The sequence below is a fragment of the Falsibacillus albus genome, assembly GCF_003668575.1.
Classification (GTDB): domain Bacteria; phylum Bacillota; class Bacilli; order Bacillales; family DSM-25281; genus Falsibacillus; species Falsibacillus albus.
On sequence record NZ_RCVZ01000001.1, the window covers coordinates 1 to 25,867 of the forward strand.

21 protein-coding genes and 16 tRNA genes are annotated in these 25,867 nt (G+C 42.3%); 29 read left to right on the forward strand and 8 right to left on the reverse strand.

The genetic code is table 11. From position 1 onward, the window contains the following. Positions 1-70 precede the first annotated feature (70 nt). From D9X91_RS00005 to D9X91_RS00105, 21 genes are all read left to right on the forward strand, one after another. Positions 71-159: transfer RNA gene (locus D9X91_RS00005), tRNA-Leu, on the forward strand. A gap of 17 nt (positions 160-176) precedes the next feature. Continuing rightward, positions 177-253, forward strand: a tRNA-Arg gene (locus tag D9X91_RS00010). 9 nt (positions 254-262) lie between these two features. Then, positions 263-339 (forward strand) — tRNA-Pro (locus tag D9X91_RS00015). A 14-nt stretch (positions 340-353) separates the two neighbouring features. Next, positions 354-429 (forward strand) — tRNA-Ala (locus tag D9X91_RS00020). A gap of 13 nt (positions 430-442) precedes the next feature. Further along, a tRNA-Met gene (locus tag D9X91_RS00025) sits at positions 443-519 on the forward strand. Between the two features lie 4 nt (positions 520-523). Beyond that, positions 524-600 (forward strand) — tRNA-Ile (locus D9X91_RS00030). A 14-nt stretch (positions 601-614) separates the two neighbouring features. Then, positions 615-707 (forward strand) — tRNA-Ser (locus D9X91_RS00035). A gap of 161 nt (positions 708-868) precedes the next feature. After that, a tRNA-Met gene (locus D9X91_RS00040) sits at positions 869-942 on the forward strand. Positions 943-1,037: 95 nt separating this feature from the next. Next, positions 1,038-1,114: transfer RNA gene (locus D9X91_RS00045), tRNA-Asp, on the forward strand. A gap of 161 nt (positions 1,115-1,275) precedes the next feature. Then, positions 1,276-1,351 (forward strand) — tRNA-Phe (locus D9X91_RS00050). A 37-nt stretch (positions 1,352-1,388) separates the two neighbouring features. Beyond that, positions 1,389-1,464 (forward strand) — tRNA-His (locus D9X91_RS00055). A 5-nt stretch (positions 1,465-1,469) separates the two neighbouring features. Next, positions 1,470-1,543 (forward strand) — tRNA-Gly (locus D9X91_RS00060). A 68-nt stretch (positions 1,544-1,611) separates the two neighbouring features. Beyond that, positions 1,612-1,688: transfer RNA gene (locus D9X91_RS00065), tRNA-Ile, on the forward strand. Position 1,689: 1 nt separating this feature from the next. Then, a tRNA-Asn gene (locus D9X91_RS00070) sits at positions 1,690-1,764 on the forward strand. Between the two features lie 12 nt (positions 1,765-1,776). Next, a tRNA-Ser gene (locus tag D9X91_RS00075) sits at positions 1,777-1,867 on the forward strand. A gap of 8 nt (positions 1,868-1,875) precedes the next feature. Next, positions 1,876-1,947: transfer RNA gene (locus D9X91_RS00080), tRNA-Glu, on the forward strand. Positions 1,948-2,310: 363 nt separating this feature from the next. Continuing rightward, on the forward strand, positions 2,311-4,272 hold the full coding sequence (gene glgB / locus D9X91_RS00085; protein ID WP_121678525.1) for a 1,4-alpha-glucan branching protein GlgB: 1,962 nt from the start codon (positions 2,311-2,313) through the stop codon (positions 4,270-4,272). Then, positions 4,190-5,338 (forward strand): glucose-1-phosphate adenylyltransferase, encoded by a 1,149-nt coding sequence (locus D9X91_RS00090; protein ID WP_121678526.1) that lies wholly within the window; start codon positions 4,190-4,192, stop codon positions 5,336-5,338. The genes glgB and D9X91_RS00090 overlap by 83 nt, the downstream gene beginning before the upstream one ends. Before the next feature lie 26 nt (positions 5,339-5,364). Beyond that, positions 5,365-6,393 (forward strand): GlgC family sugar phosphate nucleotidyltransferase, encoded by a 1,029-nt coding sequence (locus tag D9X91_RS00095; protein ID WP_121678527.1) that lies wholly within the window; start codon positions 5,365-5,367, stop codon positions 6,391-6,393. Further along, a complete protein-coding gene (gene glgA / locus D9X91_RS00100) occupies positions 6,390-7,841 on the forward strand; it encodes a glycogen synthase GlgA (protein WP_121678528.1) in 1,452 nt (483 codons plus the stop codon). The genes D9X91_RS00095 and glgA overlap by 4 nt, the downstream gene beginning before the upstream one ends. Then, positions 7,831-10,245: a glycogen/starch/alpha-glucan phosphorylase gene (locus D9X91_RS00105; RefSeq protein WP_121678529.1), complete on the forward strand. Its 2,415-nt coding sequence runs from the start codon at positions 7,831-7,833 to the stop codon at positions 10,243-10,245. The genes glgA and D9X91_RS00105 overlap by 11 nt, the downstream gene beginning before the upstream one ends. Before the next feature lie 161 nt (positions 10,246-10,406). Here the strand turns inward: D9X91_RS00105 and D9X91_RS00110 are convergent, their stop codons facing one another. After that, the gene (locus D9X91_RS00110; RefSeq protein WP_121678530.1) at positions 10,407-11,171 is read right to left on the reverse strand and encodes a TraR/DksA C4-type zinc finger protein; all 765 of its coding nucleotides are present in this window, start codon (positions 11,169-11,171) and stop codon (positions 10,407-10,409) included. A 221-nt stretch (positions 11,172-11,392) separates the two neighbouring features. Further along, positions 11,393-12,316 (reverse strand): 1,4-dihydroxy-2-naphthoate polyprenyltransferase, encoded by a 924-nt coding sequence (locus D9X91_RS00115; protein ID WP_121678531.1) that lies wholly within the window; start codon positions 12,314-12,316, stop codon positions 11,393-11,395. A gap of 279 nt (positions 12,317-12,595) precedes the next feature. On the opposite strand from D9X91_RS00115, the gene D9X91_RS00120 reads away from it, so the two are divergent. From D9X91_RS00120 to menC, 6 genes are all read left to right on the forward strand, one after another. Continuing rightward, the gene (locus D9X91_RS00120) at positions 12,596-14,005 is read left to right on the forward strand and encodes an isochorismate synthase (RefSeq protein WP_233569472.1); all 1,410 of its coding nucleotides are present in this window, start codon (positions 12,596-12,598) and stop codon (positions 14,003-14,005) included. After that, positions 14,002-15,756 (forward strand): 2-succinyl-5-enolpyruvyl-6-hydroxy-3-cyclohexene-1-carboxylic-acid synthase, encoded by a 1,755-nt coding sequence (menD, locus tag D9X91_RS00125; protein ID WP_121678532.1) that lies wholly within the window; start codon positions 14,002-14,004, stop codon positions 15,754-15,756. Before D9X91_RS00120 ends, menD begins: the two co-directional genes overlap by 4 nt. Next, complete coding sequence (menH, locus tag D9X91_RS00130; protein ID WP_199738055.1) at positions 15,756-16,565, forward strand: 2-succinyl-6-hydroxy-2,4-cyclohexadiene-1-carboxylate synthase; 810 nt, start codon at positions 15,756-15,758, stop codon at positions 16,563-16,565. The genes menD and menH overlap by 1 nt, the downstream gene beginning before the upstream one ends. 16 nt (positions 16,566-16,581) lie before the next feature. Further along, positions 16,582-17,400: a 1,4-dihydroxy-2-naphthoyl-CoA synthase gene (gene menB / locus D9X91_RS00135; protein ID WP_121678533.1), complete on the forward strand. Its 819-nt coding sequence runs from the start codon at positions 16,582-16,584 to the stop codon at positions 17,398-17,400. Between the two features lie 306 nt (positions 17,401-17,706). Further along, positions 17,707-19,179, forward strand: coding sequence for an o-succinylbenzoate--CoA ligase (locus tag D9X91_RS00140; RefSeq protein WP_121678534.1), 1,473 nt, complete (start codon positions 17,707-17,709; stop codon positions 19,177-19,179). 82 nt (positions 19,180-19,261) lie between these two features. Then, positions 19,262-20,371, forward strand: a complete 1,110-nt coding sequence (gene menC / locus D9X91_RS00145; protein ID WP_121678535.1) for an o-succinylbenzoate synthase — start codon at positions 19,262-19,264, stop codon at positions 20,369-20,371. A 179-nt stretch (positions 20,372-20,550) separates the two neighbouring features. Here menC and D9X91_RS00150 read toward each other — a convergent pair whose 3' ends face one another. From D9X91_RS00150 to yidD, 5 genes are all read right to left on the reverse strand, one after another. After that, positions 20,551-20,709 (reverse strand): DUF1540 domain-containing protein, encoded by a 159-nt coding sequence (locus D9X91_RS00150; RefSeq protein WP_121678989.1) that lies wholly within the window; start codon positions 20,707-20,709, stop codon positions 20,551-20,553. A gap of 84 nt (positions 20,710-20,793) precedes the next feature. After that, positions 20,794-21,828, reverse strand: coding sequence for a cytochrome d ubiquinol oxidase subunit II (locus tag D9X91_RS00155; RefSeq protein ID WP_121678536.1), 1,035 nt, complete (start codon positions 21,826-21,828; stop codon positions 20,794-20,796). A 15-nt stretch (positions 21,829-21,843) separates the two neighbouring features. Further along, positions 21,844-23,196, reverse strand: coding sequence for a cytochrome ubiquinol oxidase subunit I (locus D9X91_RS00160; RefSeq protein ID WP_121678537.1), 1,353 nt, complete (start codon positions 23,194-23,196; stop codon positions 21,844-21,846). Positions 23,197-23,383: 187 nt separating this feature from the next. Continuing rightward, on the reverse strand, positions 23,384-24,301 hold the full coding sequence (locus D9X91_RS00165; RefSeq protein ID WP_121678538.1) for a metal ABC transporter solute-binding protein, Zn/Mn family: 918 nt from the start codon (positions 24,299-24,301) through the stop codon (positions 23,384-23,386). A gap of 115 nt (positions 24,302-24,416) precedes the next feature. Continuing rightward, positions 24,417-24,665: a membrane protein insertion efficiency factor YidD gene (yidD, locus tag D9X91_RS00170; RefSeq protein WP_121678539.1), complete on the reverse strand. Its 249-nt coding sequence runs from the start codon at positions 24,663-24,665 to the stop codon at positions 24,417-24,419. A 143-nt stretch (positions 24,666-24,808) separates the two neighbouring features. Between yidD and D9X91_RS00175 the strand changes: the two genes are divergently transcribed. Continuing rightward, a complete protein-coding gene (locus D9X91_RS00175) occupies positions 24,809-25,282 on the forward strand; it encodes an S-ribosylhomocysteine lyase (protein ID WP_121678540.1) in 474 nt (157 codons plus the stop codon). A gap of 60 nt (positions 25,283-25,342) precedes the next feature. Here the strand turns inward: D9X91_RS00175 and ytzI are convergent, their stop codons facing one another. Further along, entirely contained in the window at positions 25,343-25,540 is a 198-nt protein-coding gene (ytzI, locus tag D9X91_RS00180) for a YtzI protein (RefSeq protein ID WP_121678541.1), read from the reverse strand. Between the two features lie 145 nt (positions 25,541-25,685). Between ytzI and D9X91_RS22395 the strand changes: the two genes are divergently transcribed. Then, a complete protein-coding gene (locus D9X91_RS22395) occupies positions 25,686-25,862 on the forward strand; it encodes a hypothetical protein (protein ID WP_158598198.1) in 177 nt (58 codons plus the stop codon). Positions 25,863-25,867: the final 5 nt, after the last annotated feature.

Consider the following 25,867-nt stretch of genomic DNA (forward strand, 5'->3'; position numbering starts at 1 on the left):
AGTGGTAGAACACCACCTTGCCAAGGTGGGGGTCGCGGGTTCGAATCCCGTCTTCCGCTCCAAGCCTATTGCCGGGGTGGCGGAACTGGCAGACGCACAGGACTTAAAATCCTGCGGTAGGTGACTACCGTACCGGTTCGATTCCGGTCCTCGGCACCATGTGTGCTTTATATCTTGCGCCCGTAGCTCAATTGGATAGAGCGTCTGACTACGGATCAGAAGGTTATGGGTTCGACTCCTGTCGGGCGCGCCATACATATAACGGGAAGTAGCTCAGCTTGGTAGAGCACTTGGTTTGGGACCAAGGGGTCGCAGGTTCGAATCCTGTCTTCCCGACCACTTTAAACCTAAATGGGGCCTTAGCTCAGCTGGGAGAGCGCCTGCTTTGCACGCAGGAGGTCAGCGGTTCGATCCCGCTAGGCTCCACCATTAAATTTATATCGGCGGCGTAGCTCAGCTGGCTAGAGCGTACGGTTCATACCCGTGAGGTCGGGGGTTCGATCCCCTCTGCCGCCACCAATAAGGACCTTTAGCTCAGTTGGTTAGAGCAGACGGCTCATAACCGTCCGGTCGTAGGTTCGAGTCCTACAAGGTCCACCATTCTCAATATTTGTGGAGGAATACCCAAGTCTGGCTGAAGGGATCGGTCTTGAAAACCGACAGGCGGGTTAAACCGCGCGGGGGTTCGAATCCCTCTTCCTCCGCCATAAATATTTCATCTCATCGTCGCGGGGTGGAGCACGATCGAATTAACTTCATCGAATTCACATCAGCATACCGACTGAACCGCAGCTTGAATAAGCTTCCTGAAGTCGGGATGGTCAACTATGCATGGTGCATAACAAAGATGTATTATCTTTCTCATCGTCGCGGGGTGGAGCAGTCTGGTAGCTCGTCGGGCTCATAACCCGAAGGTCGCAGGTTCAAATCCTGTCCCCGCAATCAATTTCAATGATTGCTAATATGCTATCGCAGAATATTGAAACTTCTTTGCTAAAGCAGTTAAGAAATGTTATTTTGCTAAAGCAAAAAATAATGGTCTGGTAGTTCAGTTGGTTAGAATGCCTGCCTGTCACGCAGGAGGTCGCGGGTTCGAGTCCCGTCCAGACCGCCACTTTTAAATGATACATTTATACAGAATGAAAGGTTTAGGATAGGCAAGAAGTTCGAGGAAGCGAACGAACGAAAGCCGGAACGTGCTAAACGCACGTGAGGACTTGAGTGAGTGAAGCTGACAAAGAAATTCGCCGCCTAGCGTAAACCGTAAACTATTATGGCTCGGTAGCTCAGTCGGTAGAGCAATGGACTGAAAATCCATGTGTCGGCGGTTCGATTCCGTCCCGAGCCACCATTATAAAGCCGCAACATTCTATTTTCTTTCAACTATGGCGGCTGTGGCGAAGTGGTTAACGCATCGGATTGTGGCTCCGACACTCGTGGGTTCGATTCCCATCAGTCGCCCCATAGATGCGGGTGTAGTTTAGTGGTAAAACCTCAGCCTTCCAAGCTGATGATGAGGGTTCGATTCCCTTCACCCGCTCCAATATATTTAAAAATAGGTTTAAGGTTGCTGTAAGACAGTCATCGTAAACCATATTACTGTTTTTTTTGGGGCCTATAGCTCAGCTGGTTAGAGCGCACGCCTGATAAGCGTGAGGTCGGTGGTTCGAGTCCACTTAGGCCCACCATTCCGCAGTAGCTCAGTGGTAGAGCTATCGGCTGTTAACCGATCGGTCGCAGGTTCGAATCCTGCCTGCGGAGCCATTTTTATGATATGGGGAAGTACTCAAGTGGCTGAAGAGGCGCCCCTGCTAAGGGTGTAGGTCGCGTAAGCGGCGCGAGGGTTCAAATCCCTCCTTCTCCGCCATACATAACGGCCCGTTGGTCAAGCGGTTAAGACACCGCCCTTTCACGGCGGTAACACGGGTTCGAATCCCGTACGGGTCATCGAAAAGACTATCAATTGATAGTCTTTTTTTATTTTGCAGCATCACTTTTCTGATAGCTCACCATTGCAAAGCTCCGGAGTCTCGCACCTTTCCCTTCAATCAACAAGGATGAATGATTTACAAGATATCCTTTTAAAATCAACAATCTTTCCCAAAACAGATTATAAAAAAAGTTTCGACAATTACTTACTTTTCATCAATATTTTGAAAACGTTTACCTTAGAAATTCGACTAAAAATTGAAAAAAATTGTATCTATTTGTATTAAAATGTCGTAATATTTAGATTATTATTTACAGGATTTTCTCTTCTATAGCCGAAAAAAGTATAAAGAGACAATATATTAATGAAGGTGAGATGACATGCAAGTATTACAACCAACAGAATTTGAGTTTCACCTCTTTCACGAGGGAAGGCTATTTCAGGCTTATCAATTATTTGGTGCACATCTTTATCAAGTTGGCCACTCGGCATATACACGTTTTTGTGTATGGGCACCAAATGCGTTAAATGTCGAATTGGTAGGGAGTTTCAATGATTGGGATGGGCAACAGCATCAGATGGAACGTGTGAATTCAGAAATTTGGTGCATAGTCGTGCCGAGAAATCTAGCCGGGCATTTGTACAAGTATAAGATCTACACTGAACATGGTCCTACAATCTTTAAAACAGATCCTTTTTCTTTCTATTCAGAAGTAAGGCCCAATAGTGCGGGCATCATCTATAACATTAATGACTATCAATGGAATGATCAGCAGTGGATGAAGAATAGAAAAAGAAAGGAACATATTCATTCTCCGATTTCCATTTACGAGGTGCATCTTGGTTCCTGGAAAAGGACCAAAAACGATCGATTCCTAAATTACGTCGAACTGGCTGATGAATTGATCCCATATGTAAAAGAACAGGGATTTACGCACATTGAACTTCTTCCAGTCGTTGAACATCCATTTGATGGGTCTTGGGGATATCAGGGTACTGGCTACTATGCACCGACTAGCAGATACGGAACCCCATACGACTTCATGAGTTTTGTCGATCGCTGTCATGAGCATGGCATAGGGGTCATCCTTGACTGGGTGCCAGGTCATTTTTGCAAAGATGAACATGGTCTATTTCGGTTTGATGGTTCATATCTTTTTGAATATGCCCATTTGCCGGAACGAGAAAATGATGTTTGGGGAACGGCAAATTTTGACCTTGGCAAAAAAGAAGTTCATAGTTTCCTCATTTCCAATCTCCATTATTGGCTTGAATATTACCATATTGACGGATTCAGGGTGGATGCCGTAGCGAATATCATCTATTGGCCAAATTCGGATAAGGGGCAATTAAATGAATTTGGCATTGGTTTCCTTAAAAAAATGAATGAATTTGTCCATGATTATGACAGCAGTGTCCTGATGGTTGCCGAAGATTCCACTGACTACCCACAAGTGACCACACCCGTCAAGAATGGGGGGCTTGGCTTTAGCTATAAGTGGAACATGGGATGGATGAATGACATTTTAAAATATATGGAAACGCATCCTGAGCAACGCTCTGATTTCCATTCACTTGTGACTTTTTCATTGGTATATGCTTTCACAGAAAGGTTTATCCTGCCATTCTCACATGACGAAGTGGTGCATGGAAAGAAGTCGCTCCTGGATAAAATGCCGGGTCACTACGATGATAAATTTTCCCAGCTTCGATTGTTATATGGCTATATGATGGCGCACCCTGGCAAGAAACTATTATTCATGGGCGGGGAACTGGCATCATTCACTGAATGGAGCGAGGCAAGAGAACTTGATTGGAACCTATTGGATTTTGAGAAGCATCTGAAGCTTCATGCATACCTCAAAAAACTCCTGCATTTATATAAGAAAACCAAACCATTCTATATCCAGGATTATCACAATGAGAGTTTTGATTGGATAGATGTCCATAATCATGGGCAGCGAATTTTTTCATTTATTCGAAAAGGCAAGAATCCTCATGATTTTGTCATTATTTTATGTAATTTTAGCCCGAATGCCTACTACACATATAAGGTCGGCGTTCTTCCTGGAGATGCCTATAAGGAAATCCTGAATAGTGATGATGAGCAATATGGGGGATTGGGCAGGATCAATAAAGGAAAGCTTGACGTTAACGAAGGTGTTTATCATGGCAAACCATGCTATGTAGAAATAACTGTCCCACCATTTTCTGTACTCTATCTTCAACCAGTAAAACAACGAAAGGAGCGTATTAGTAATGGTCAAAGTCAATTGCGTAGCAATGCTGCTAGCGGGAGGGAAAGGAAGTCGGTTAAACTCACTAACACAAAACCTCGCTAAACCAGCAGTCCCTTTTGGAGGGAAATATCGAATCATCGATTTCACCTTGAGCAACTGTACAAATTCAGGCATTGAAAACGTCGGGGTCCTGACACAATATCAGCCTCTTCTCCTGCATTCCTATATTGGAATAGGAAGTGCATGGGATCTTGATCGAAAAAGCGGGGGAGTGACAGTACTGCCCCCTTATACGGAGTCCTCACAGGTCCGTTGGTATTCTGGTACGGCTAGTGCCATTTATCAAAATTTCAATTACTTGGAACAATTCGATCCGGAGTACGTCTTAATTTTATCTGGTGACCATATTTATAAAATGGATTATTCCGAGATGTTGGATTACCATATAAGCCGCAATGCAGATACGACCATTTCGGTCATAGAAGTTCCTTGGGATGAAGCTAATCGCTTCGGGATCATGAATACGAATGAAAATATGGAGATCATCGAATTTCAGGAAAAGCCGGAATTCCCTAAAAATAACTTGGCGTCAATGGGGATATACATTTTCAAATGGTCTGTTTTAAAAGATTATCTTGAAAGGGATAATGAGAATCCTGATTCTTCCCATGATTTTGGGAAGGATATAATCCCATTGCTGCTGCAGGAAAAGAAAAAACTCATTGCATATCCATTCTCAGGCTATTGGAAGGATGTTGGGACAGTAAGCAGTTTATGGGAAGCCAATATGGATCTGCTCAAAGAAGATTGTGAATTAAATTTATTTGATTACGATTGGAGAATTTATTCTGTCAATCCGAACCAGCCGCCGCAGTTCATCAGTGAAACTGCAGTCGTGGCAGAATCGCTCATTAATGAGGGCTGTGTTATTGAAGGCGAGGTAAGGGAATCCGTTTTGTTCCAGGGAGCACATATCGGAGCTGATTCGAAAATTGTAAAATCGGTGATCATGCCGGATGCTGTCATCGGTAAAGATGTTTATATTGAACGTGCCATCGTATCACCTTCAGTCAGGATTCCTGATGGTACCCACATTTATCCGGATGATGATTCTAATGAGGTCATCCTTGTGACGGAAGACTATCTGCAATGGAAAAAAGCCCAATAATCATAAATAAAACAGGAGGGATTATAGTGAATAAATCTATTTTAGGTGTGATCGACGCGACAACGAGCAATGTATCACTGGAACCTCTTCTCACTCATCGTTCATTGGCTGCCGTTCCATTTGGCGGAAGGTACCGTTTGATCGATTTCATATTATCGAATATGGTGAATTCTGGTATTCACAGTGTAGCGATTTTTCCTAAATATCAATATCGTTCATTGATGGACCATCTTGGTTCAGGAAAGAATTGGGATTTGAATCGCAAGCGAGATGGCCTCTTCTTTTTCCCTTCTCCCAGCTTTGAAGCCGAACTCAGCGGGATTGGGGCATTCAATCATTTTTCGCATCACATTGACTATTTTGAAAGAAGCAAGCAGGAGTATGCAGTGATCAGCAATTGCTTTACGGTGAATACAATGAATTTCCAGCCTGCACTAGAGAAGCACATTCAACTTGGCAGCGATATTACCGAACTCCGCCATCATGCCAAATCCTTGCAGATGTATATTTTGAAAACTTCCCTGCTCATCGACTTGATCAAAACTAGGAAGCGAACTGATTTTACATGTATGAGAGATGTGGTTGAAAGCTCCACTCATAATTATAAAATTTCACGCTATGAAGTTCCCGGATTTGCCAAAATGATTGATTCGATAGAATGCTATTACGATATGAGTCTTTCACTCCTAGATCCATCCACATGGAAAGAACTATTTATGAAAGATTATCCTATTTATACAAAAGTGAAAGATGAACCGCCTACCCGTTATTCAAATGGGGCAGTGGTGAAGAATTCAATGGTGGCAAACGGGTGTGTGATCGAGGGGCACGTGGAGAACAGCATCATTTTCAGAGGGGTCAAAATCGGGAAAGGGGCTGTTATCAAAAATAGCATCATTATGCAGAAAAGCACGATCGGTTCCAATTGTTCATTGGACGCAGTGATTTTGGATAAGGATGTAAAAGTAGAAAGTGGAGTTTCTCTGATAGGAAAGCATGATCATCCGTTAGTCCTTCAGAAGGGTTCTACACAAGGAGCGTTGATGAGTTCGTGAAAATATTATTTGTCGTTTCTGAATGTGTCCCCTTTGCCAAATCAGGCGGATTGGCAGATGTTGCAGGTGCCCTGCCTAAAGAACTAAAGAGACTGGGGACAGATGTAAGGGTCATATTGCCAAAGTATGGAACAATCTCTGAACATTATAAACAGGAAATGGCCAAGGTGGCAGAATTCATTGTTCCCGTCGGCTGGAGGCAGCAATATTGTGGAATCGAAATGTTGAAATTAGATGGAGTCACTTATTATTTCGTGGATAATGAATATTATTTTTATCGGGATGGAATGTACGGGTTCTATGATGATGGTGAACGTTTCTCTTATTTCACCAGAGCGGTCCTTGATGCCATAGCCCACCTTTCATTTTATCCGGACGTCATTCACTGCCATGATTGGCATACCGGTATGGTCCCTCTCATGCTTCGTTTCGAGCACCAAAAAAGAAGGGGATATGAATTTATTAAAACAGTTTTCACCATTCATAATCTACAGTTTCAAGGCATCTTTCCAAAGCAGGTCTTATCGGATTTATTAAACCTTGATGACCGTTGTTTCCAACCGCATTTAGCAGAGTTTTATGGAAACATAAATTTTATGAAAGCTGGATTGGTCGCCTCCGATTTTCTTACGACCGTCAGCCCCACATATTGCAGCGAGATTTTAACCCCTTATTACGGAGAAAAACTTGATGGAGTGTTGACAAAACGTATAGAGTCCTTTAGAGGTATCCTTAACGGCATCGATGAACATATTTATAATCCAAGACATGATCCAACCATTGATCAGCAATATGATTTTCGCTCCATCGGAAAAAAAATAATAAACAAAACGGATATCCAGCAGCAGTTGGGGTTTGAAACTCGGCCGGATGTCCCTCTTATGATCATGATATCCAGGCTGACAAAACAAAAAGGGATTGACTTAATTAAAGGTGTCTTTCATGAAATGATGGAATCGGATATTCAATTGATCATTTTAGGTACCGGAGATGCTGAATACGAGCATTTCTTTGGTGAAATGGCTCAATCCTACCCGCAAAAGGTCCGAACGATCATCGGTTTTGATGAAGGATTGGCTCATCGCCTTTATGCCGCTGCGGATCTATTTTTGATGCCTTCACAATTCGAGCCTTGTGGTTTGGGGCAGCTTATTGCCATGAAGTATGGTGCAATTCCCATTGTCCGTGAAACGGGAGGATTGAATGACACTGTGCAAGCCTTCAATGAATATACAGGGGAAGGAAATGGGTTCAGCTTTGCAAATTTCAATGCGCATGACATGCTGTATACGTATCGGAGGGCGATTTATTTTTATCATGAAAAAGAGACTTGGGAGAAAATTGTCCAAAATGCCATGAAACAGGATTACAGCTGGGCTCAATCCGCGTTTAAATACAATGATCTTTATGCAGATTTGGTCATCAGGAGTGAAAGCCATGTTTTCTAATAAAGATGAATTCAAGCTAGCGTTTTTAAAAAAACTTGAGATGGGTTTCGGAAAAACGTTTCCTGAATCGACCGTCCGGGACCAATATCATACATTGGGTAACATGATCAGGGAATTTATCAGTACCGACTGGATCAACACGAATGAACATTACCGGCTGACCAAACAAAAACAGGTTTATTATTTGTCGATAGAATTTTTGCTTGGAAAGGTTTTAAGCCAAAACTTGATGAATTTAGGGATCTATACAATCGTTCAAGAAGGCCTTTCCGATTTAGGAATTGGATTGGAACAGCTTGAAGAAATTGAGCCGGATGCCGGTCTGGGAAATGGTGGACTTGGGCGTCTGGCAGCTTGCTTTCTGGATTCCCTCTCTTCCCTCGGCCTGCCTGGCCATGGATGCGGCATTCGATATCGGCATGGATTGTTTGAACAAAAGATCATGAATGGCTACCAACTGGAGCTGCCCGACCACTGGCTGAGGCATGGTCATGTTTGGGAAGTAAGGAAGGAAGACTTATCGGTTGAAGTTCCATTTTGGGGGAGGGTTGAATGTACAAAAACAGGCGAGAACTTGGAGTTTAAGCATTTAGATGCTGAATATGTGACTGCGGTCCCCTATGATCTTCCCGTAGTCGGGTATAACAATTCAACAGTCAATACTCTGAGGCTATGGAGTGCAGAGGTCTCTCCCTATCCAGTAAACAAAGATATCATGCATTACAAACGGGAAACCGAAATGATATCCGAGTTTCTATATCCTGATGATACCCATGATGAAGGAAAGATCCTGCGGTTGAAACAGCAATATTTTCTTGTTGCGGCAAGTCTTAGATCGATCATTCGATCCTATTTAAATCGAAAAGGAGACATCAAACAGCTTTCCAAGGACATTTGCATTCATATCAATGATACGCATCCTGCTTTGGCCATTCCCGAGCTGATGCGTATATTATTGGATGAATACCGATTGGGATGGGAAGAATCATGGGAAATTACAAGGGGCACTTTTTGCTATACGAATCATACGACCCTTTCAGAGGCATTGGAGAAATGGCCGATTCATATTTTTAAGCCGTTGCTGCCAAGAATATATATGATCATCGAAGAAATGAATGAGAGGTATTGCCATGAGCTATGGGAGAAGTTTCCCGGCGAATGGGATCACATTCAAGAGATGGCGATCATTGCTGATGGTGTTGTGAAAATGGCTCATCTGGCAGTGGTCGGAAGTTTCAGTGTGAATGGGGTAGCAAGGATTCATACTGAAATATTAAAGGATCGCGAAATGAAATTGTTTTACCAGCATTCCCCCGAAAAGTTCAATAACAAAACAAACGGTATTACCCATAGGCGTTGGCTTTTGAAGGCGAACCCGGAATTGTCATCCTTGATCACAGACACAATCGGAAATGACTGGGTTTACCAGCCAGAGCAAATGAAAAATCTGCTCCCATATATGAATGACAGCGCATTTCTTGATCAGTTGGCAGTTGTCAAACAAAAAAAGAAAGAACAGCTCGCAAAAAGAATTTTGGATCAAAATGGGCTGTTGATCGATCCCACTTCTATATTTGATGTACAAGTAAAAAGGCTTCATGCCTATAAGCGGCAGTTATTGAATATCATACACATCATGCACCTATATAATCGTTTAAAAGAGGATGCTTCATGTGATTTTTACCCAAGGACGTTTATTTTCGGAGCAAAAGCATCGCCTGGGTATTATTACGCAAAAAAAATCATCAAGCTTATTCATTCTGTGGCTGAAAAAATTAACCATGACCCTGCTGTCAAGGAGAGGATCAAGGTGGTTTTCATGGAGAATTATCGCGTATCACTTGCCGAAGAGATCATTCCGGCTTCTGATATAAGTGAACAAATTTCAACGGCGAGCAAGGAAGCTTCCGGGACTGGAAATATGAAACTGATGATGAATGGTGCTGTCACTGTCGGTACATTGGATGGGGCTAATATCGAAATCAGGGAGAAAGTAGGGGCAGATGATATTTTCATTTTTGGCCTATCCGCAAAGGAAGTCATGAAATTTGAACAAGAAGGCGGTTATAACTCGATGGAATATTATTATCATGACAAACGTCTTCAGGAAATCATCAATCAAATGAGGAATGGTTTCCTTCCGGATGTTGCAGATGAATTCGAGCCCATCGTCGATTCATTATTGACTGAGAATGATCAATATTTTGTGATGAGGGATTTTGATTCTTATGTAAATATTCAGCAGCAAGCGGGAAGTGCATTTGAAAATCGACAAAAATGGCTGAGGATGAGTCTGAGAAACATAGCTATGTCAGGGTATTTCTCAAGTGACAGGACGATTGAGGAATATGCCTCCCAGATTTGGGGGATTTCGAACACCAGCTTAGAAACATCGATAAATTAAAAGGCATTTTTCGTAAAGAAAGTGAAAAAAGCTATTAAGTTCGTTGAATAAAGTTTTTCCGCTCTTTTCTCAAGCTTTATTAGCTAAAGCAACAAAGCTTGAGAAAAGAGCCAATTAAAAACAAGGATGCTGCCATTTGGACAGCACCCTGTTTTATCTTATCATTCATTTTCTTTCTTTTCATCGTCTATATAACTGTCGCCTCTTTTGTAAGGAATGTTCCCGATCGGGGATTCCATATCCGCGGCTTCCAGCATCTCCTCGTACTCTTCATGCTTCTTAGAAGGATACACCTTTCTTTGATTGCCTTCCATATCGCTTCCTACGAACGATTCATAATCTTCCGTAAATCCTTCGGTATCGTAATCATCTTCATTGTATAAGCTTTCGTAATCCTCCACACTTTCCCTGAAGTCGGATGGCGTCTCTGACGTTCCGTATCTTGCCACTTCCTGAAAGCTGTCTTCAAAATCTCTAATTTCACCTTGCTGCTTATGTTGAAAAGTATCTCCATGAGCAGGTTCAAGCACTTCTTCCTCCACAGGACGGTCCTGAGCCACCCTTTGTCCTTTCGAGTGCTCTTTACAATATAAGGTGTCTGGTATCACTTCCAGCCGTTCAAAAGGGATTTCTTGTCCACAGGTTTTACATTTACCATACGTGCCATCATTCATTGCCATTAATGCCTGGTTTATTTTGTTGAGCTCGGATTCAGCATGTTCATCGATTGCAAAATCCTTTTCCCGTTCGTACAATTCAGTCCCCATGTCAGCAGGATGGTTATCATACAGTGACAGCTCCCCGACGTTATCTCCTTCGTTCCTTTCATGCAGACTGTCCTTATCATTTTTTAAATGTTGCATCAATTGTGTTTTTTCGTTTTCGAGTTCCTTTTTCAGTTGTTGTTTTTGTTCTTCCGTAAGCATTTTTACACATCCTTTAACAGATTGTCATCTGCCCTTAGTATGAACTGTTGGACTTGAATTCATGATGCTCATTTGTATATTTGTTTATCCGATATTATTTATTTCAAACATTTTGTGATTGCAGCTATGGAATTAATCAGTGTTAGTTGATTTCCTCATAATCAAAAAAAGAGACCGACGATCATCGTCAGTCTCTCCAAATATTTTTAAATCGCAATTAATTAAATGAAGTAAGCAATAAATAAACCGATTGATAGTAGAAACCCAAAAAAAGTATTGGTTTGAGCGGTTGCTTTCATGGCGGGCATCATTTGAATCGGCATCGATTTACCGATGAAACCGCGCGTCGCCTGAACAGACTTTGGTATGCTCAAGAATGATAAGAGCATCCAAGGTGTCACATGTGCAAACAATACCAATGCAGCAACCCATAGGTAGGATACGATGAACATGGACGCCAATAAATAAATGGCCCCTTTTCTTCCTAACAAAATGGCCAAGGTCTTGCGCCCATTTTGTTCATCTCCATCTAAGTCACGGATATTATTGGCCAGAAGGATGGCTCCCACGAGTATAAAGATGGGCACGGAAAAAAGGATGCTGGAGCCCGTAATGACCCCAGTTTGAATATAAAAAGAAATGAGGATGATGGCAACTCCCATGAATAAACCGGCAGTGATTTCCCCAAATGGTGTATAAGCAATCGGGACGGGCCCGCCGGTATAAAAATAGCCGACGATCATACAAATAAGTCCTATGATGGCGATCCACCATGAACTCTTCATACAAATATAGATCCCGAGTAAAACCGATATGCCGTAAAAGGATAAGGCAAGATTCAAGACAGTTCCTGCTTTTACCCCATTCCTGACGATCGCTCCGCCAATCCCGACGGAATTCTCGTTATCCAAGCCTCTTTTAAAGTCATAGTATTCATTAAACATGTTCGTGGCTGCTTGGATCAGCAAGCTTGCCAATAACATGGCAAAAAAGAGCCCCAAGTCTATGTTTGTATATTTTAACGCAATTACAGAACCGAGAAGAACGGGCACAAATGCAGCCGTTAAGGTATGGGGGCGGGTCAGCTGCCACCATATCCTCCAGCCCTTGTCTCGTTCAAGCGCCTGAGGTGATTGAACGCTCATGTAAGTCTCTCCCTTAAAATAAACTTTTCTTTCTACTGTTACATTTTGTTTACAAATTAAAGTGTAGGTAATGGACTAACTAGTGTCAATCACTTTTTACAAACTAAAGAAGGATAATATTTCCTTTAAGAAAGCATATAAACTCCGTTAGCTGATAAAAAAAGAAGGATATATTATAATAAGGTTATTAGAGGTTAGATTGACACCTATTTTGATTCGGGTGTATCTTAAGATGAGTTTGTTTATTAACGATTTCAAAGCATTGTGGGGGGATTCAAATTGGCTGTCATACACCAATCCAATATAATAGAAGGTTTGACTTCAACGATATCAAAAGCAAAGCAAGAGAATATGGAAATATTATTTAGCACAACGATGGAAATCCAGGATGCTGATGGCCCCCTTGCTTTTTTTGAATATGGTAATGAAAAATTCAATGGAGAAAGGTTTCTGTGGAAAGATTCACAAAATCATGCAGTTCTTGTAGGAGTAGGTATTGAAAAATCTTTCTCACATGAGAGAACTGATCATAATCGATTTTTTGAAGCTGAAACAGAGTGGAAGCGCTTTATCGATCGGGCTGTCATAGAAAATCCATTTGAAGTTCCCGGAACGGGTCCTCTGCTTTTTGGAGGTTTTTCTTTTGATCCCATGTCTGAAAAGGAAACTGAATGGGCAGCTTTTGCGGACAGTTTATTTTATTTGCCTAAATTCATGCTCACTATTTCTCAAGGTAAATCCTATTTAACTGTCAATGTTGCCTGCGATCCAAATGATGATCTTGGTGCCGTCACTGAAATAGAAAACTTTCAAATGGGATACATGCAATTCCAACAAAAAAGGTCCATACAATCACCTATCATTTCAGATATGGAAGAAATAAATAAAGAGGAATGGATTGCTGCTGTCGCAGATGTTGTAAGACAGCTGAAGCAAGGAGATGTAGATAAAGTAGTATTAGCAAGGAAAATGAAGGTTCATTTCGATGAGCCTATCCTGACGGAGATGGTTTTACAAAATCTTTGGCAGCAGCAGCCTGATAGTTTTATTTTTGCTTTGGAGGCATTGGAAAGCTGTTTTATCGGTGCTTCTCCAGAGAGGCTGATCCAAAAGACAAACAATACTGTTTTTTCAACATGTCTTGCAGGTTCAATAGCGAGGGGAAAAGAAACCCGAGAAGATGAACTGCTGGGCAAGGAGCTTCTAAATGATCGAAAAAACCTGCATGAACATCAGCTCGTCGTGAAGATGATCGTGGAGGTCCTAAAAAAACACTGCATCGATATCCAAATCCCTGAAAATCCTGCACTGTTAAAGCTAAGGGATATCCAGCATCTATACACACCTGTGACAGGTACAGTTGATGGAAACCTATCCATTACAAAATTAGTGGAGGCACTCCATCCAACCCCTGCCCTTGGTGGTGTGCCACGTCAAAGAGCAATGCATATTATTCGAGAAAAGGAACAAATGGATCGGGGGATGTATGCTTCTCCGATTGGATGGATGGATTACCGTGATAATGGGGAATTTGCTGTAGCCATCCGCTCAGGCCTGATCAAGCAGGATGAAGCAGTATTATACGCGGGGTGCGGAGTTGTCGCTGATTCAGATCCACAGAGTGAATATATCGAGACAAAAATAAAATTCAGGCCGATGTATCGTGCAATTGGAGGAACCGAAGAATGAATCATATTAAAGCATTGACGGATTTTACTGCTTCATTCATTAATGAAATGAATAAGTCCGGCATAACGGATGTCGTGGTAAGTCCTGGTTCCCGTTCAACACCTATGGCCATGTTGATGGCAGAACATCCAAACATCAACCTTTATATAAATGTAGATGAAAGATCGGCCGGTTTTTTTGCCTTAGGCATGGCAAAAGCTTCGAAAAAACCTGTCGCACTTCTCTGCACGTCGGGAACAGCGGCGGCAAATTATTTTCCAGCCATTGTGGAAGCGGAAATATCGCGGGTCCCCTTATTGGTGCTGACCGCTGACAGGCCGCATGAGCTTAGAAATGTCGGTGCTCCTCAGGCAATCGATCAAATTCATTTATATGGACAGCATGTAAAATGGTTCAATGAAATGGCGCTCCCGGAAGAAGGGGAATCAGCGATGAAATATGTCACTGCCGCAGCCAGAAGAGCCGTCTCGACTTCATTATGCAAGCCGGCTGGTCCTGTCCATTTGAACTTTCCTTTTCGAGAACCGCTCATTCCAGACTTGGATTCATTGCCTTATCAATCCGTCAAAACAGAAGTGACATCCATTCCTGGTGTGATGGAAGGAAGAAGACAGATTGATCCGAAACAGGTGGAAGGACTATTGGATCTCTTACTCCATGAAGAAGAAGGAGTGATTGTCTGCGGACCAATCGATGACCCCGAATTTTCAAAAGAAGTCATCCATCTGGCAGAATTTTTGGGGTATCCTATTTTGGCAGACCCTTTATCACAGCTAAGATCTGGCCATGAAAGCCCGCAAATCATCCTTGAAGGGTACGATGCCATCTTGCGGAGTGTCGACGCAAAGAATGAATTACAGCCGAAAGTTGTTATCCGATTTGGCGCAATGCCGGTTTCGAAATCAACCATGCAGTTTATGCAAGGACTGACAGAGGCATCCCATATCGTAGTCGACAGCGGAGGAGGCTGGAGGGATCCTTCATCGATGTCAACGGTCATGATATATGGTGGTGAAGCTGAATTTTGCAAAACAATCTCAGCTATAAAGAATGAAATTGCGAGGAAAAGCGGTTGGTTATCCAAATGGCAGGCAATGAATGAGATTGCTGTCAGAAATCTGCAGGAAGTTAAGGCGATTGAAGAAATAGATGAAGGCAAGATTTTTTGTGAATTGGCAAAGCTTCTTCCGAATGAAAGCGCACTTTTTATCGGGAACAGCATGCCGATTCGGGATGTAGACACATTTTTCTTTAAAACGAATAAAAATATCACTTTATATGCAAATCGTGGAGCCAATGGGATCGATGGAGTTGTATCAAGCGCATTGGGAGCGAGTGTCTATAATGAACCAATGTTTCTAGTGATTGGAGACTTATCTTTCTTTCACGATATGAATGGTCTTCTCGCTGCCAGGATGAATGAATTGAATTTGTCGATTATCCTGATCAACAACAATGGCGGAGGGATATTCTCATATTTACCGCAGGCCCAGCACGCGAAGCACTTTGAAAAATTATTCGGCACTCCATTGAACATGGAATTTAAAGCAGCTGGAGAGCTCTATGGTGCATCATATGCCAAAGTGAATGATTGGAATGATTTCGAAGTATTTGTCTCCGAGGCGGCAAATACTAAAGGTATATCCATTATTGAGGTCCCTACCGACAGGCAAAAAAATGTCCAAGCACATCGGAAATTGTGGAATTGTGTTTCCCGGGAAATTAGCGATTATTTAAAGAGTGTCGAATAATGAAGATAAATATCAAAAGTGTTCAATATCATGTCGATGTAGTTGGAGCGGGTGATCCCATTGTATTGCTTCACGGATTTACAGGGGATGGAACTACTTGGTCTGAAACAGTTCGACACATTTCCCATCATCATAAGGTAATATTAATTGATATCATAGGACACGGGAAAAGCGATGCCCCCACTAATCTTGAGCGTTATGATATTCAGTGTGCTGCTGAGGACCTAGCAGAAATATTAAACAATCTTAATATCAAAAAAGCCGACTTTTTGGGGTATTCGATGGGAGGAAGGCTCGCATTGACATTTGCCATCCTCTTTCCGACGAGAGTGAATAGGCTGATTCTCGAAAGCTCGACACCTGGGATAAAGAGTGAAATGGAGCGCAGTGAACGCAGGCAGAAAGACTCTGCCCTTGCTCGCAGGATCCTTGATGAAGGAATGGTGGCATTTGTTGATTATTGGGAGGACATTCCCTTATTTTCATCTCAAAAACGCCTTCCTGAAGAGGTACAGAAGAACATAAGAATGCAAAGGCTTGGAAATTCACCAATCGGTTTGTCCAATAGTTTGCTTGGTATGGGAACAGGTTCCCAGCCAAGCTGGTGGGAACGACTGAATGCCATCGAGCTTCCAGTTCTAATTACAGCCGGTGGATTAGATAGGAAGTTTTGCTTGATCGGAAAAGATATGCAGGATCATTTGAAAAATGCTCAATATAAGGAAATTCCTCATTGCGGGCATGCAATTCATGTGGAAGATCCGCAAAAGTTTGGTACAATAATAGAAGAGTTTTTAAATAATACATAATGAGGAGGTTTCATTCATGGCAATTGAATGGGTAGCAGAAAGAAAATATGAAGAAATTCTATATGAAACTTATAATGGGATCGCAAAAATCACGATCAATCGTCCTGAAAAGAGAAATGCATTTACACCAAGGACAGTAGCAGAATTGATCGATGCATTTGCATATGCGAGAGATGATTCCAACGTCGGTGTCATCATCTTGGCTGGTGCAGGCGATTTAGCCTTCTGTTCAGGCGGTGACCAATCTGTCCGTGGACATGGTGGATACGTAGGAGAAGATCAAATCCCTCGCTTGAATGTCCTCGACTTGCAGCGTTTGATCCGCGTCATTCCAAAACCGGTCATTGCGATGGTTTCAGGATATGCGATCGGCGGCGGCCATGTACTTCATGTTGTCTGCGATCTTACGATTGCAGCAGACAATGCGATCTTCGGCCAGACAGGACCAAAAGTCGGCAGCTTCGATGCTGGATACGGTGCAGGTTATTTGGCCCGAATCGTTGGACATAAGAAAGCAAAAGAAATCTGGTACCTATGCCGCCAATACAATGCTCAGGAAGCATTGGAAATGGGCTTGGTCAATACAGTCGTACCATTGGAGCAATTAGAAGAAGAAACCGTCAAATGGGCTGAAGAAATGCTTGAAAAGAGCCCGACTGCCCTACGCTTCTTGAAAGCGGCATTCAACGCAGATACAGATGGACTTGCAGGACTCCAGCAGCTTGCAGGAGACGCAACATTGCTATACTATACAACAGACGAAGCAAAAGAAGGACGCGACTCCTTCAAAGAAAAACGCAAACCAGACTTCGGCCAATTCCCAAGATTCCCTTAATAGAAAAGCGGAGCCGGTTCTTAATCGTTTTTTTGATAAGGGAAACGATGAAGAAGAGAGTTGATTGGCGTGTAAGGTTCGAGACTCCGGAGGGCTCACCTCCCATGGAAAGTGAGCATCATCGAGCGCAAATCAACCTTGTAAAACCTGACTAGCAACAAATATATAAAAACATTCTATTATGAAAGGGGTGTCCCAGAAGTGCTTGCCGCTTTTGGCGACAGCCCTTTTTTCATCAGATTGAATGTTCATTCCGGGATCGAACAGCCTAAAAATACAAACTAGCAAGAGTAAGGAGCAGGAAGCATGGAACAGAGATTACCGAACTGGCTCAAGCAAAGAGCTTATTTAACGCCAAATAGAAAGGCAGTTATCTTTCAAGGGAAATCCCTCACATTTGAAGAACTATATAATGAAGCCGTATTGACTGCTAAAAAAATCTCCTCTCTATCCATCAGGGAAGAAGATACTGCAGCCATTCTTCTATCCAATCACATGGATACATTCATTACCATCCACGCTTTGCAGCAATTGAATGTAAGGACGGTATTTCTGAATCTTCGTCTTACCCCACCTGAATTGGCATGGCAGCTGAAGGACGCCGGTGTCAATCTCCTGATCACTGAAACTCAATTTATGTCAAAAAAAGATGAAATCCATTCAATTCTTCCGAATCTTCATGTAAAAACTCTTGAAGAGATAAGTTCCAGCAATCCTGATGAAGTTTCCATCAGAGACGAGTTTTCCACTCAAGATGTGTGTTCCATCATGTATACATCTGGAACGACGGGGAATCCAAAAGGTGTTCTTCAGAGCTACGGAAACCATTGGTGGAGTGCGATCGGATCATCATTGAACCTTGGGATTCGAGACAATGATGTATGGGGATGTGCCGTTCCATTATTCCATATCAGTGGCCTATCCATATTGATGAGAGGCGTTATTTATGGAATGACAGTCATGCTGTATCCCCAGTTTGAACCGAATGAAATGAATACACATCTTAAACAAGGAAGATTGACCATTATATCGGTAGTCAGTGCCATGCTGCAAAGGATGTTGAATGACTTGAATGAAGAGCGGTACCATCCATCCTTCAGGTGTATGCTGCTTGGAGGCGGTCCTGCACCTCTTCCTATCCTTCAGGCATGTATGGATCAGAATATACCAGTGTTCCAGACATATGGGATGACAGAAACATCTTCTCAGATTGTCACACTTGCTCCAGAGGATAGCCTAAGAAAGGTCGGCTCCGCCGGTAAACCGTTATTTCCCTGTCAATTAAAAATTGAGAACAGCGACGGCGGACAAGCTCTCCCGATGGAAGCGGGTGAAATTATCGTTAAGGGTCCAAATGTGACAAGTGGATATTTAAAGAGGGAGGATGCCAATCGGACTTCATTCACAGACGGCTGGTTTAAGACTGGAGATATTGGCTACTTGGATGAGGAAGGTTTCTTATTCGTGCTTGATCGACGTTCAGATCTCATCATATCCGGAGGAGAGAACATTTATCCAGCCGAAATCGAGAGTGTACTGCTTTCACATCCTTCCATCGCTGATGCTGGCGTAAAGGGAATGCATGACCCTGACTGGGGAGAGGTCCCATTTGCATTTGTCGTAATAAAAGAAGCTGTAACAGAGATGGATATCATTCGATTTTGTATGGACAGACTGGCAAAATATAAGGTCCCTAAAAAGGTGCATTTTGTTAGCGAACTCCCTCGCAATGCATCTAATAAGCTGCTGAGGCGGGAACTGCCTTTGCTGATCGAATGAAAAGCTGTTTTCTCAAAGAGTGTTGTTATAAAATTCTTATATGATTAGTTGATTGATTGGAGTCGAAGGTAAAGGGGGCAGAATGATGATTAAGCATATAAATCTTCACGTTATCGAAATGCCTTTGAAGCAGCCTTTTATTACCCATCTTGAAAAGGTTTCAAAAAGGAGAGGGATCATTGTAGAGGTGGTTGATGAAACTGGATTGAAGGGCTATGGGGAAGCGGTCGCTTTCACCACACCATGGTACACAGAAGAAACCGTCCAAACCTGCTTTCATATGCTTAAAGACGTGCTTGTCCCTCAACTGCTGAAAGAAATGATAACAAGCCCAAGAGCATTTCACAAAAGGTTCCATCCTATCAGGCGGAACCATATGGCCAAGGCAGCGCTGGATATGGCTTTATGCGATTTAGAAGCAAAGAAGCAAGACATCCCTTTATGGCAATGGCTGGGTGGAGTCAATCAGCAGGTTCCGGCAGGGGTAGTGGTGGCAGCGGACTCGGCAGAAGCAGCTATTATTCAGATTCATCAGTATGTGGATCAAGGTTATGAACGGGTGAAAATTAAGGTTTCTCCGGAGCGGGATATTGATCTATTAAAGAGAATCCGGGCGAAATTCCCTGACCTGGACATCATGGCCGATGCTAATTCAGCATATACACTGGAAGATATTGATAAGTTAGTGGCCTTAGGTCAGTTCAATCTTCTAATGATTGAACAGCCGTTGGGGGTGGATGATATTGTCGATCATGCTGAACTGCAGCAGAAAGTTGAAACCCCTATTTGCCTGGATGAAAGCATAGTGACCTTTCATGATGCTGAAAGTGCCATTAAGCTCGGGGCCTGCCAGGTAATGAATTTAAAGATCGGACGTGTCGGAGGTCTTCTTCCGGCTAAACAAATTCATGATCTTTGCCTGCACAATGGAATTAAAGTATGGTGTGGAGGAATGATCGAATTTGGAATTTCAAGGGCGCACAACCTTGCCTTGTCCACTTTGGAAGGTTTCTCGATGCCGGGCGATCTGTCTTCCTCAAGTCGGTTTTGGGAAGAAGATATCATTACACCAGCAATCGAGGTAGTCAATGGGAAAGTGACGGCTCCGATGAAACCGGGAATCGGTTTTGATATCAATGAGAAAAGACTTGAAGAAGTCACGGTATTGAAGGAAAAATTGAATCGGATATAAATTCATAAAATTGCCGTCTGATCATATAAATAAGCCACAGAGCAGTTCTCTTGAAAATTATTTCTTTACCGCCTGCAGCGTAAAGATATGAAGACAAAAAAGAATCGAGAGAACGTTTTATCGATTTTATTTGTTTAATAACTAAGGGGCTCACATCGACTTGTGAGCCCCTTTTTCTTCTATGACAGCTTAGGTTCAAATGTTTTACAATCTGTTTCATAGGAATCATCGGCATGGTTCCCTGTGTGGCTTACAACGTAAATTTGATCAGCCCCACATTTATTGCCGTTTTTCCAATAACTGCAATTGTGAACTTCACATAACACGTCTTGTGCCAAGATGATCCACTCCTTATTTTGAAGATGATGATACATTCTTATTGTATACTCCTGTCATCACTTCATAAGTGGAAAGGGTTGGGACTATTCTGTTTTTTGACGCACATATCGCTTGTCTTTCATGAATAAACTCCAAAAATACACGAATCCCGGAAATAGAATAAGGAATCCGACAATGTAAATGGTGAATACTGCCCTGAATGAACTTGGATCGGTAAACCCTGATTCTATCGTCAGACCCGGATAAATAAAATAAGGCAAATGGGCATGCCCGTATACGTAGCTGGCGATCATATATTGAAGGGTGACAGAGATCACGGCCAGGCGTGGATAACCTTTGATGCCATTTTTGTCCTTAGGCAAATAGATGGCAAGGCCGCCAACGATGAAAAAGAAAAGCGATGTCAGCAGCAGTGGCAGGTGATCCATCATTTTTTCATAAAGCCAAGTCGACTCTGTCCTTAATGTGAGCATGATTAAAAATGCAGACGCCAAGGTGATTGGGCCAAGTATCATCGAATCTCTCCGATAGACCTCATAGGCATCCCTTTCCTTTGCCGCTTTGGAATAATCAGCTAGAAGCAGGGAGGATAGAAAAAGTGTGCTGCATATGGCGAAGGCGATGAACGCATATTCATTCGGACTTGTAAAAAGATCCTTGAGAAGTAGGATATGCTTGCCATCTGTAAAATCCACAAAACCTCCGTGAGAAACAGGCAGTACACTGATCAAAAATGCCGGGATAATGATGCCGGATATGCCAGAGATATAGGTTAAAATTTTTCTGTAGTCATCGGCAACATGTGAGAATACCAGGAAAGCGCTTCGTATGGAGAGAAGAAGCAAAATAATGCTTCCAGGGATCAAAAGAACGGTGCCGAGTGTATAGGCGGCACCAGGAAAAAGACTGTAAACCCCAACGACGATATTGACAATGAACACATTCGTGACTTCCCAGGTAGGGGAAAGATACCTGTTGGCGATATTGGTTGCTTTGGTTTTATCCCGGTTATAATAAACCATCGACCAAAACCCAGCTCCAAAGTCCATTGTCGCCATTACTGCATAAATGAAAACAAATCCCCAAAGTATTGTAATGGCAATGAGCGCATTCGTCATCCTTCTTTCCCCTTTCTATGTGTAAATGGAAACACCTGCATCATCTTCATTTTCAAGCTCTTTTTCTGCTGGATGCCTTTTGAAGTAATAAAGCAATACCAATACTACTGCAATTCCCAAAATGAGATACATCCCGGTAAACAGTGCGAAGAGCGTCGCGATATTCCCGGAGGTGGTAACCGAGTCGGCGGTCGTTAAAATATGATAGATCGTCCATGGCTGTCTTCCAGTACAGGCAAAAATCCATCCAAACTCAATTCCCAGGATGGCAAGAGGGCCGGTAAATACAAAAACCCAGAGCATCCATTTTAAAAATCGTTCTTTTTTCATCAATTTGTTCCAGACATATGCAGCCAAAGCAACTAAAATCAATAAACTTCCGATTCCCACCATGGCGTTGAAAAGGGTATGCACGAAGAGTGGTGGCCAATCATTTTCCGGAAAATCATGCAATCCTTTCACTTCGGTATCGAAGCTATTTCCGGCCAGGAAACTCAAGGCCCAAGGGACCTCGATCGCCCATTTCACTTCTTCGCTTTTACGATCGGTGAAACCGCCTATAGCCAATGGTGCATGTGACTGTGTCACAAATAATCCTTCTGCAGCTGCAAGTTTTTCCGGTTGGTATTCGTGAAGCCCCTGGGCGGATTCATGACCATTGATCGCAGTCAGGAATGCGAAGATTCCGCCTGTCAAAAGGCACAGCATCAGTGCTTTGTGATGGAATTTATAGATCTTGCTTCCGAAGTCACACTTCAACATTTTATAGGCCGATACCGACGCAATCGTGAATGCTCCGGTCACATAAGCGGACAGTCCGACATGTCCAGCTGTCACAAAAAAGCTTGGGTTGAAAAAAGCAGCCCATGGATCTATGTCCGTGATGCGGCCATTGACGATTTTAAAGCCTGCAGGTGTTCCTTCGAATGCATGTACATTTGTAATCAATACTGCTGAGGCAAGGCCGCCGATCACCACGAGGACGAGACTGAGGATTCGCATCCATGGTAGAATCCGGTTGGCTGCATATACGTAAATCGACATAAATAGTGCTTCAATGAAAAAAGCATACATCTCGATTTGAAATGGTAGCGCCATGACTCTTCCGATAACCTCCATGAACCCGGGCCAGAGGAGTGATAACTGCACACCTGCGATCGTTCCGGAGGGAATGCCGACACCGAGTAAAACAGCGAAAGCGCGTGTCCATCTTTTTCCCATGATGGCATATTCAGCATCCTTTGTTCTTTGATAAAGAATTTCTGCAACAAGGACCATTAAAGGAATCCCTACACCAAGTGTGGCAAAAATGATATGAAAAGCCATAGTCGTACCAAATAGAGATCGGGCAATCGTCAAATCATCCATCGGAAAATACTCCTTTTTTATTCGATAGTATTTCCTTATTGTCCACAAATTCCCTCTTTTTATGCATGGATGGAATAAAATGCTGCCTGCTCACTCCGCTGTGTTTCGACCACACAAAAAAACGGAGCATGGACGAAAGAATCCATGCTCCGTTTACTGGATGGGATGTAAAACCATTACACCCCGTTCAATAATTTAAAGCTTTTTTCAGTGTAGCGATATTTTTTCTCATCAAACTGAAATAGTCATCATGATTTTTGATGTTGTTTTCATTTAAGACGGCGAGATTATAGAGTGTGAGCGACTGTGCTCCGACTGCTTTTTTGACCACATCCGTCAGTCGTGAAGGGACGTTTTGTTCAAATAAGATATATTTGAGATGTGCTTTTTTTGCTGTCTCCACAATTTTTTTCAGATCCTGCTGTGATGGTTCATCCGAAGTCGAAATGCCTGCAACAGATGTTTGCTTCAACCCGTAGCGGCTTTCCCAGTAGCTGTATGCTGCATGTGAAACGATAAATTCTTTATGTTTTGCCTGACTTGCCATTTTGGCAAAGTCGGAGTCGAGTTGATCTAATTTAGCCGCAAGCTTATCATAATTTTGTTCAAACTCAGTTTTATGCTTCGGCATTTCTGATGAAAGTGTTTTGGTGATTTGTTTGGCCATTTCTTTTGCATATATAGGGTCAAGCCAAATATGTGGATTGACGTCGCCATTTTTATTTTCTGCTGGCTGAGCGTCCAGGTTGATTTTTTCACCAAGCGGCACCAGCTTTACATTTTCATCCTTCAGCGTTTGTTCAGATTTATTTACGAATCCTTCAAGGCCAAGCCCCACATAAAATAATAAATCTGAATCTGCGAGATTCATCATATCCTTTTGAGATGGTTCAAACGTATGCTCATCTGAACCTGGAGGATAAATAGTGTTGACAGTTACATACTTTCCACCGATTAATTTTGTGAATTCTTGAATGGGATAAACTGTCGTATAGATGTCCAAGTGATTTTTCTTCTTTTTTGAGGCTGTATTTTTCTGTTGTTCACTGCAGGCTGATAATGAAATTATTATCAATATCGAAAGTATTAGTTTTAATACACGCATAAAGTGACTCCTTCCAAAGTGAAACGTAATCATTCCGATTTAAAAAGCGAATAATAAGAATCATTCCGATTTAACATTGTTAATCATACAAAAACACACAAAAAAAAGCAAGAATTTATTTTTTCTTGCTTTTTAGGAAGCCTGGCCATTGTTCTGGTACGTCATCAAAACCTCCTGGATGCATTGGATGACATTTGGATATTCTTTTTATCGCAAGCCAACCGCCTTTGATGGCGCCGAATCTCTGCACAGCTTCGAGCCCGTAGTGTGAACAAGTTGGATAAAATCTGCAACTCGGAGGCTTTATCGGTGAAATGAACTTTTGATAAACACGGATCAATTTAATGAAGATATATTTTAACATCTTTTCTTCTCTCCTAACTTCATTTTCATTATATCATGAGATATTTCTCACTTAAAAATTGATTAATCATATAAATATACTAGGAATTTAATGTGTGTTATAATAATACATGAAGATATTAGAATAAAAGGAGTGAGGAATCAATGCCTTCAGTCGAAAGTTTTGAATTGGACCATAATGCGGTGAAAGCGCCATATGTACGCCATTGTGGTGTTCATAAAGTAGGCAGCGACGGTGTTGTCAATAAATTTGATATTCGCTTTTGCCAACCTAATAAGCAGGCAATGAAGCCAGATGCGATTCATACACTTGAGCATTTGCTAGCATTCAACATTCGTGAATTTGCTGATCGCTATGATCATTTTGATATTATCGATATCTCGCCTATGGGCTGCCAAACAGGCTACTATCTTGTCGTGAGTGGTGAGCCGGAAGTGGAAGAGATCATTGATTTGCTCGAAGCAACTATGAAAAGTGCAGTTGAAATCACTGATATCCCTGCTGCCAATGAAAAACAATGCGGTCAGGCGAAATTGCATGATTTAGAAGGTGCAAAGAACTTGATGCGTTTTTGGCTTGAACAAAGCAAAGAAGATTTGAAGCAAGTATTTGCATAATCCAAAAAAAGCTGTCCCAAGGGAACTTCCTCTGGGGCAGCTTTTTTGTGGTGCAGTGTTTTATTCAGTTTGATCACTTTCATCCACTTCAGGATCTCCGACGCTGTTTTCATCGCTCTTCAAATCAGGGTTATCTTTGATGGGATCTATGGTGTGTTTATACTTGTAGGCTTTTGAAGTCGTAAGAACGGAAAGAAGCAGGACGACAAAGACTATGATGATGGCAATGATCAGGATGATTAAGACTGTGGTGTTCATACTAAGAGCCTCCTTGATAACTCTCTCTTTTAAGAGATATTTTACCACGTATTAAGTAGATAGTGGCAAATAATGTCTGAATCGTTCAATGGACGGATATCATTTTGTCGAAATTTTGGTAAAATTGTACAAAGGAGGTATGAATGTGAACGTTTCTGCTTTAATGGGTCAGCAAGTGTCGGAATTAAGGCACACGCTGAATCTGAATTTATTGAAAAGCCAGATGGCCACCCAAACTGCTCAGGCAGTCGTCATGCTCGATAAGATGACTCCGGCAGCACCTCACCCATATAAAGGGAATTCCATTGACTTGAAAGGGTAATATCC

Coding starts and splice junctions, on each gene's coding strand:
- menC (WP_121678535.1), top strand. CDS start 19,262: ATGATGATTAAGCATATAAATCTTCACGTTATCGAAATGCCTTTGAAG.
- menB (WP_121678533.1), top strand. CDS start 16,582: ATGGCAATTGAATGGGTAGCAGAAAGAAAATATGAAGAAATTCTATAT.
- ytzI (WP_121678541.1), bottom strand. CDS start 25,540: ATGAACACCACAGTCTTAATCATCCTGATCATTGCCATCATCATAGTC.
- D9X91_RS00115 (WP_121678531.1), bottom strand. CDS start 12,316: ATGAGCGTTCAATCACCTCAGGCGCTTGAACGAGACAAGGGCTGGAGG.
- D9X91_RS00090 (WP_121678526.1), top strand. CDS start 4,190: ATGGTCAAAGTCAATTGCGTAGCAATGCTGCTAGCGGGAGGGAAAGGA.
- D9X91_RS00160 (WP_121678537.1), bottom strand. CDS start 23,196: ATGGATGATTTGACGATTGCCCGATCTCTATTTGGTACGACTATGGCT.
- menH (WP_199738055.1), top strand. CDS start 15,756: ATGAAGATAAATATCAAAAGTGTTCAATATCATGTCGATGTAGTTGGA.
- D9X91_RS00140 (WP_121678534.1), top strand. CDS start 17,707: ATGGAACAGAGATTACCGAACTGGCTCAAGCAAAGAGCTTATTTAACG.
- D9X91_RS00110 (WP_121678530.1), bottom strand. CDS start 11,171: ATGCTTACGGAAGAACAAAAACAACAACTGAAAAAGGAACTCGAAAAC.
- D9X91_RS00105 (WP_121678529.1), top strand. CDS start 7,831: ATGTTTTCTAATAAAGATGAATTCAAGCTAGCGTTTTTAAAAAAACTT.
- D9X91_RS00175 (WP_121678540.1), top strand. CDS start 24,809: ATGCCTTCAGTCGAAAGTTTTGAATTGGACCATAATGCGGTGAAAGCG.
- D9X91_RS00155 (WP_121678536.1), bottom strand. CDS start 21,828: ATGACGAATGCGCTCATTGCCATTACAATACTTTGGGGATTTGTTTTC.
- D9X91_RS00165 (WP_121678538.1), bottom strand. CDS start 24,301: ATGCGTGTATTAAAACTAATACTTTCGATATTGATAATAATTTCATTA.
- yidD (WP_121678539.1), bottom strand. CDS start 24,665: ATGTTAAAATATATCTTCATTAAATTGATCCGTGTTTATCAAAAGTTC.
- menD (WP_121678532.1), top strand. CDS start 14,002: ATGAATCATATTAAAGCATTGACGGATTTTACTGCTTCATTCATTAAT.
- glgB (WP_121678525.1), top strand. CDS start 2,311: ATGCAAGTATTACAACCAACAGAATTTGAGTTTCACCTCTTTCACGAG.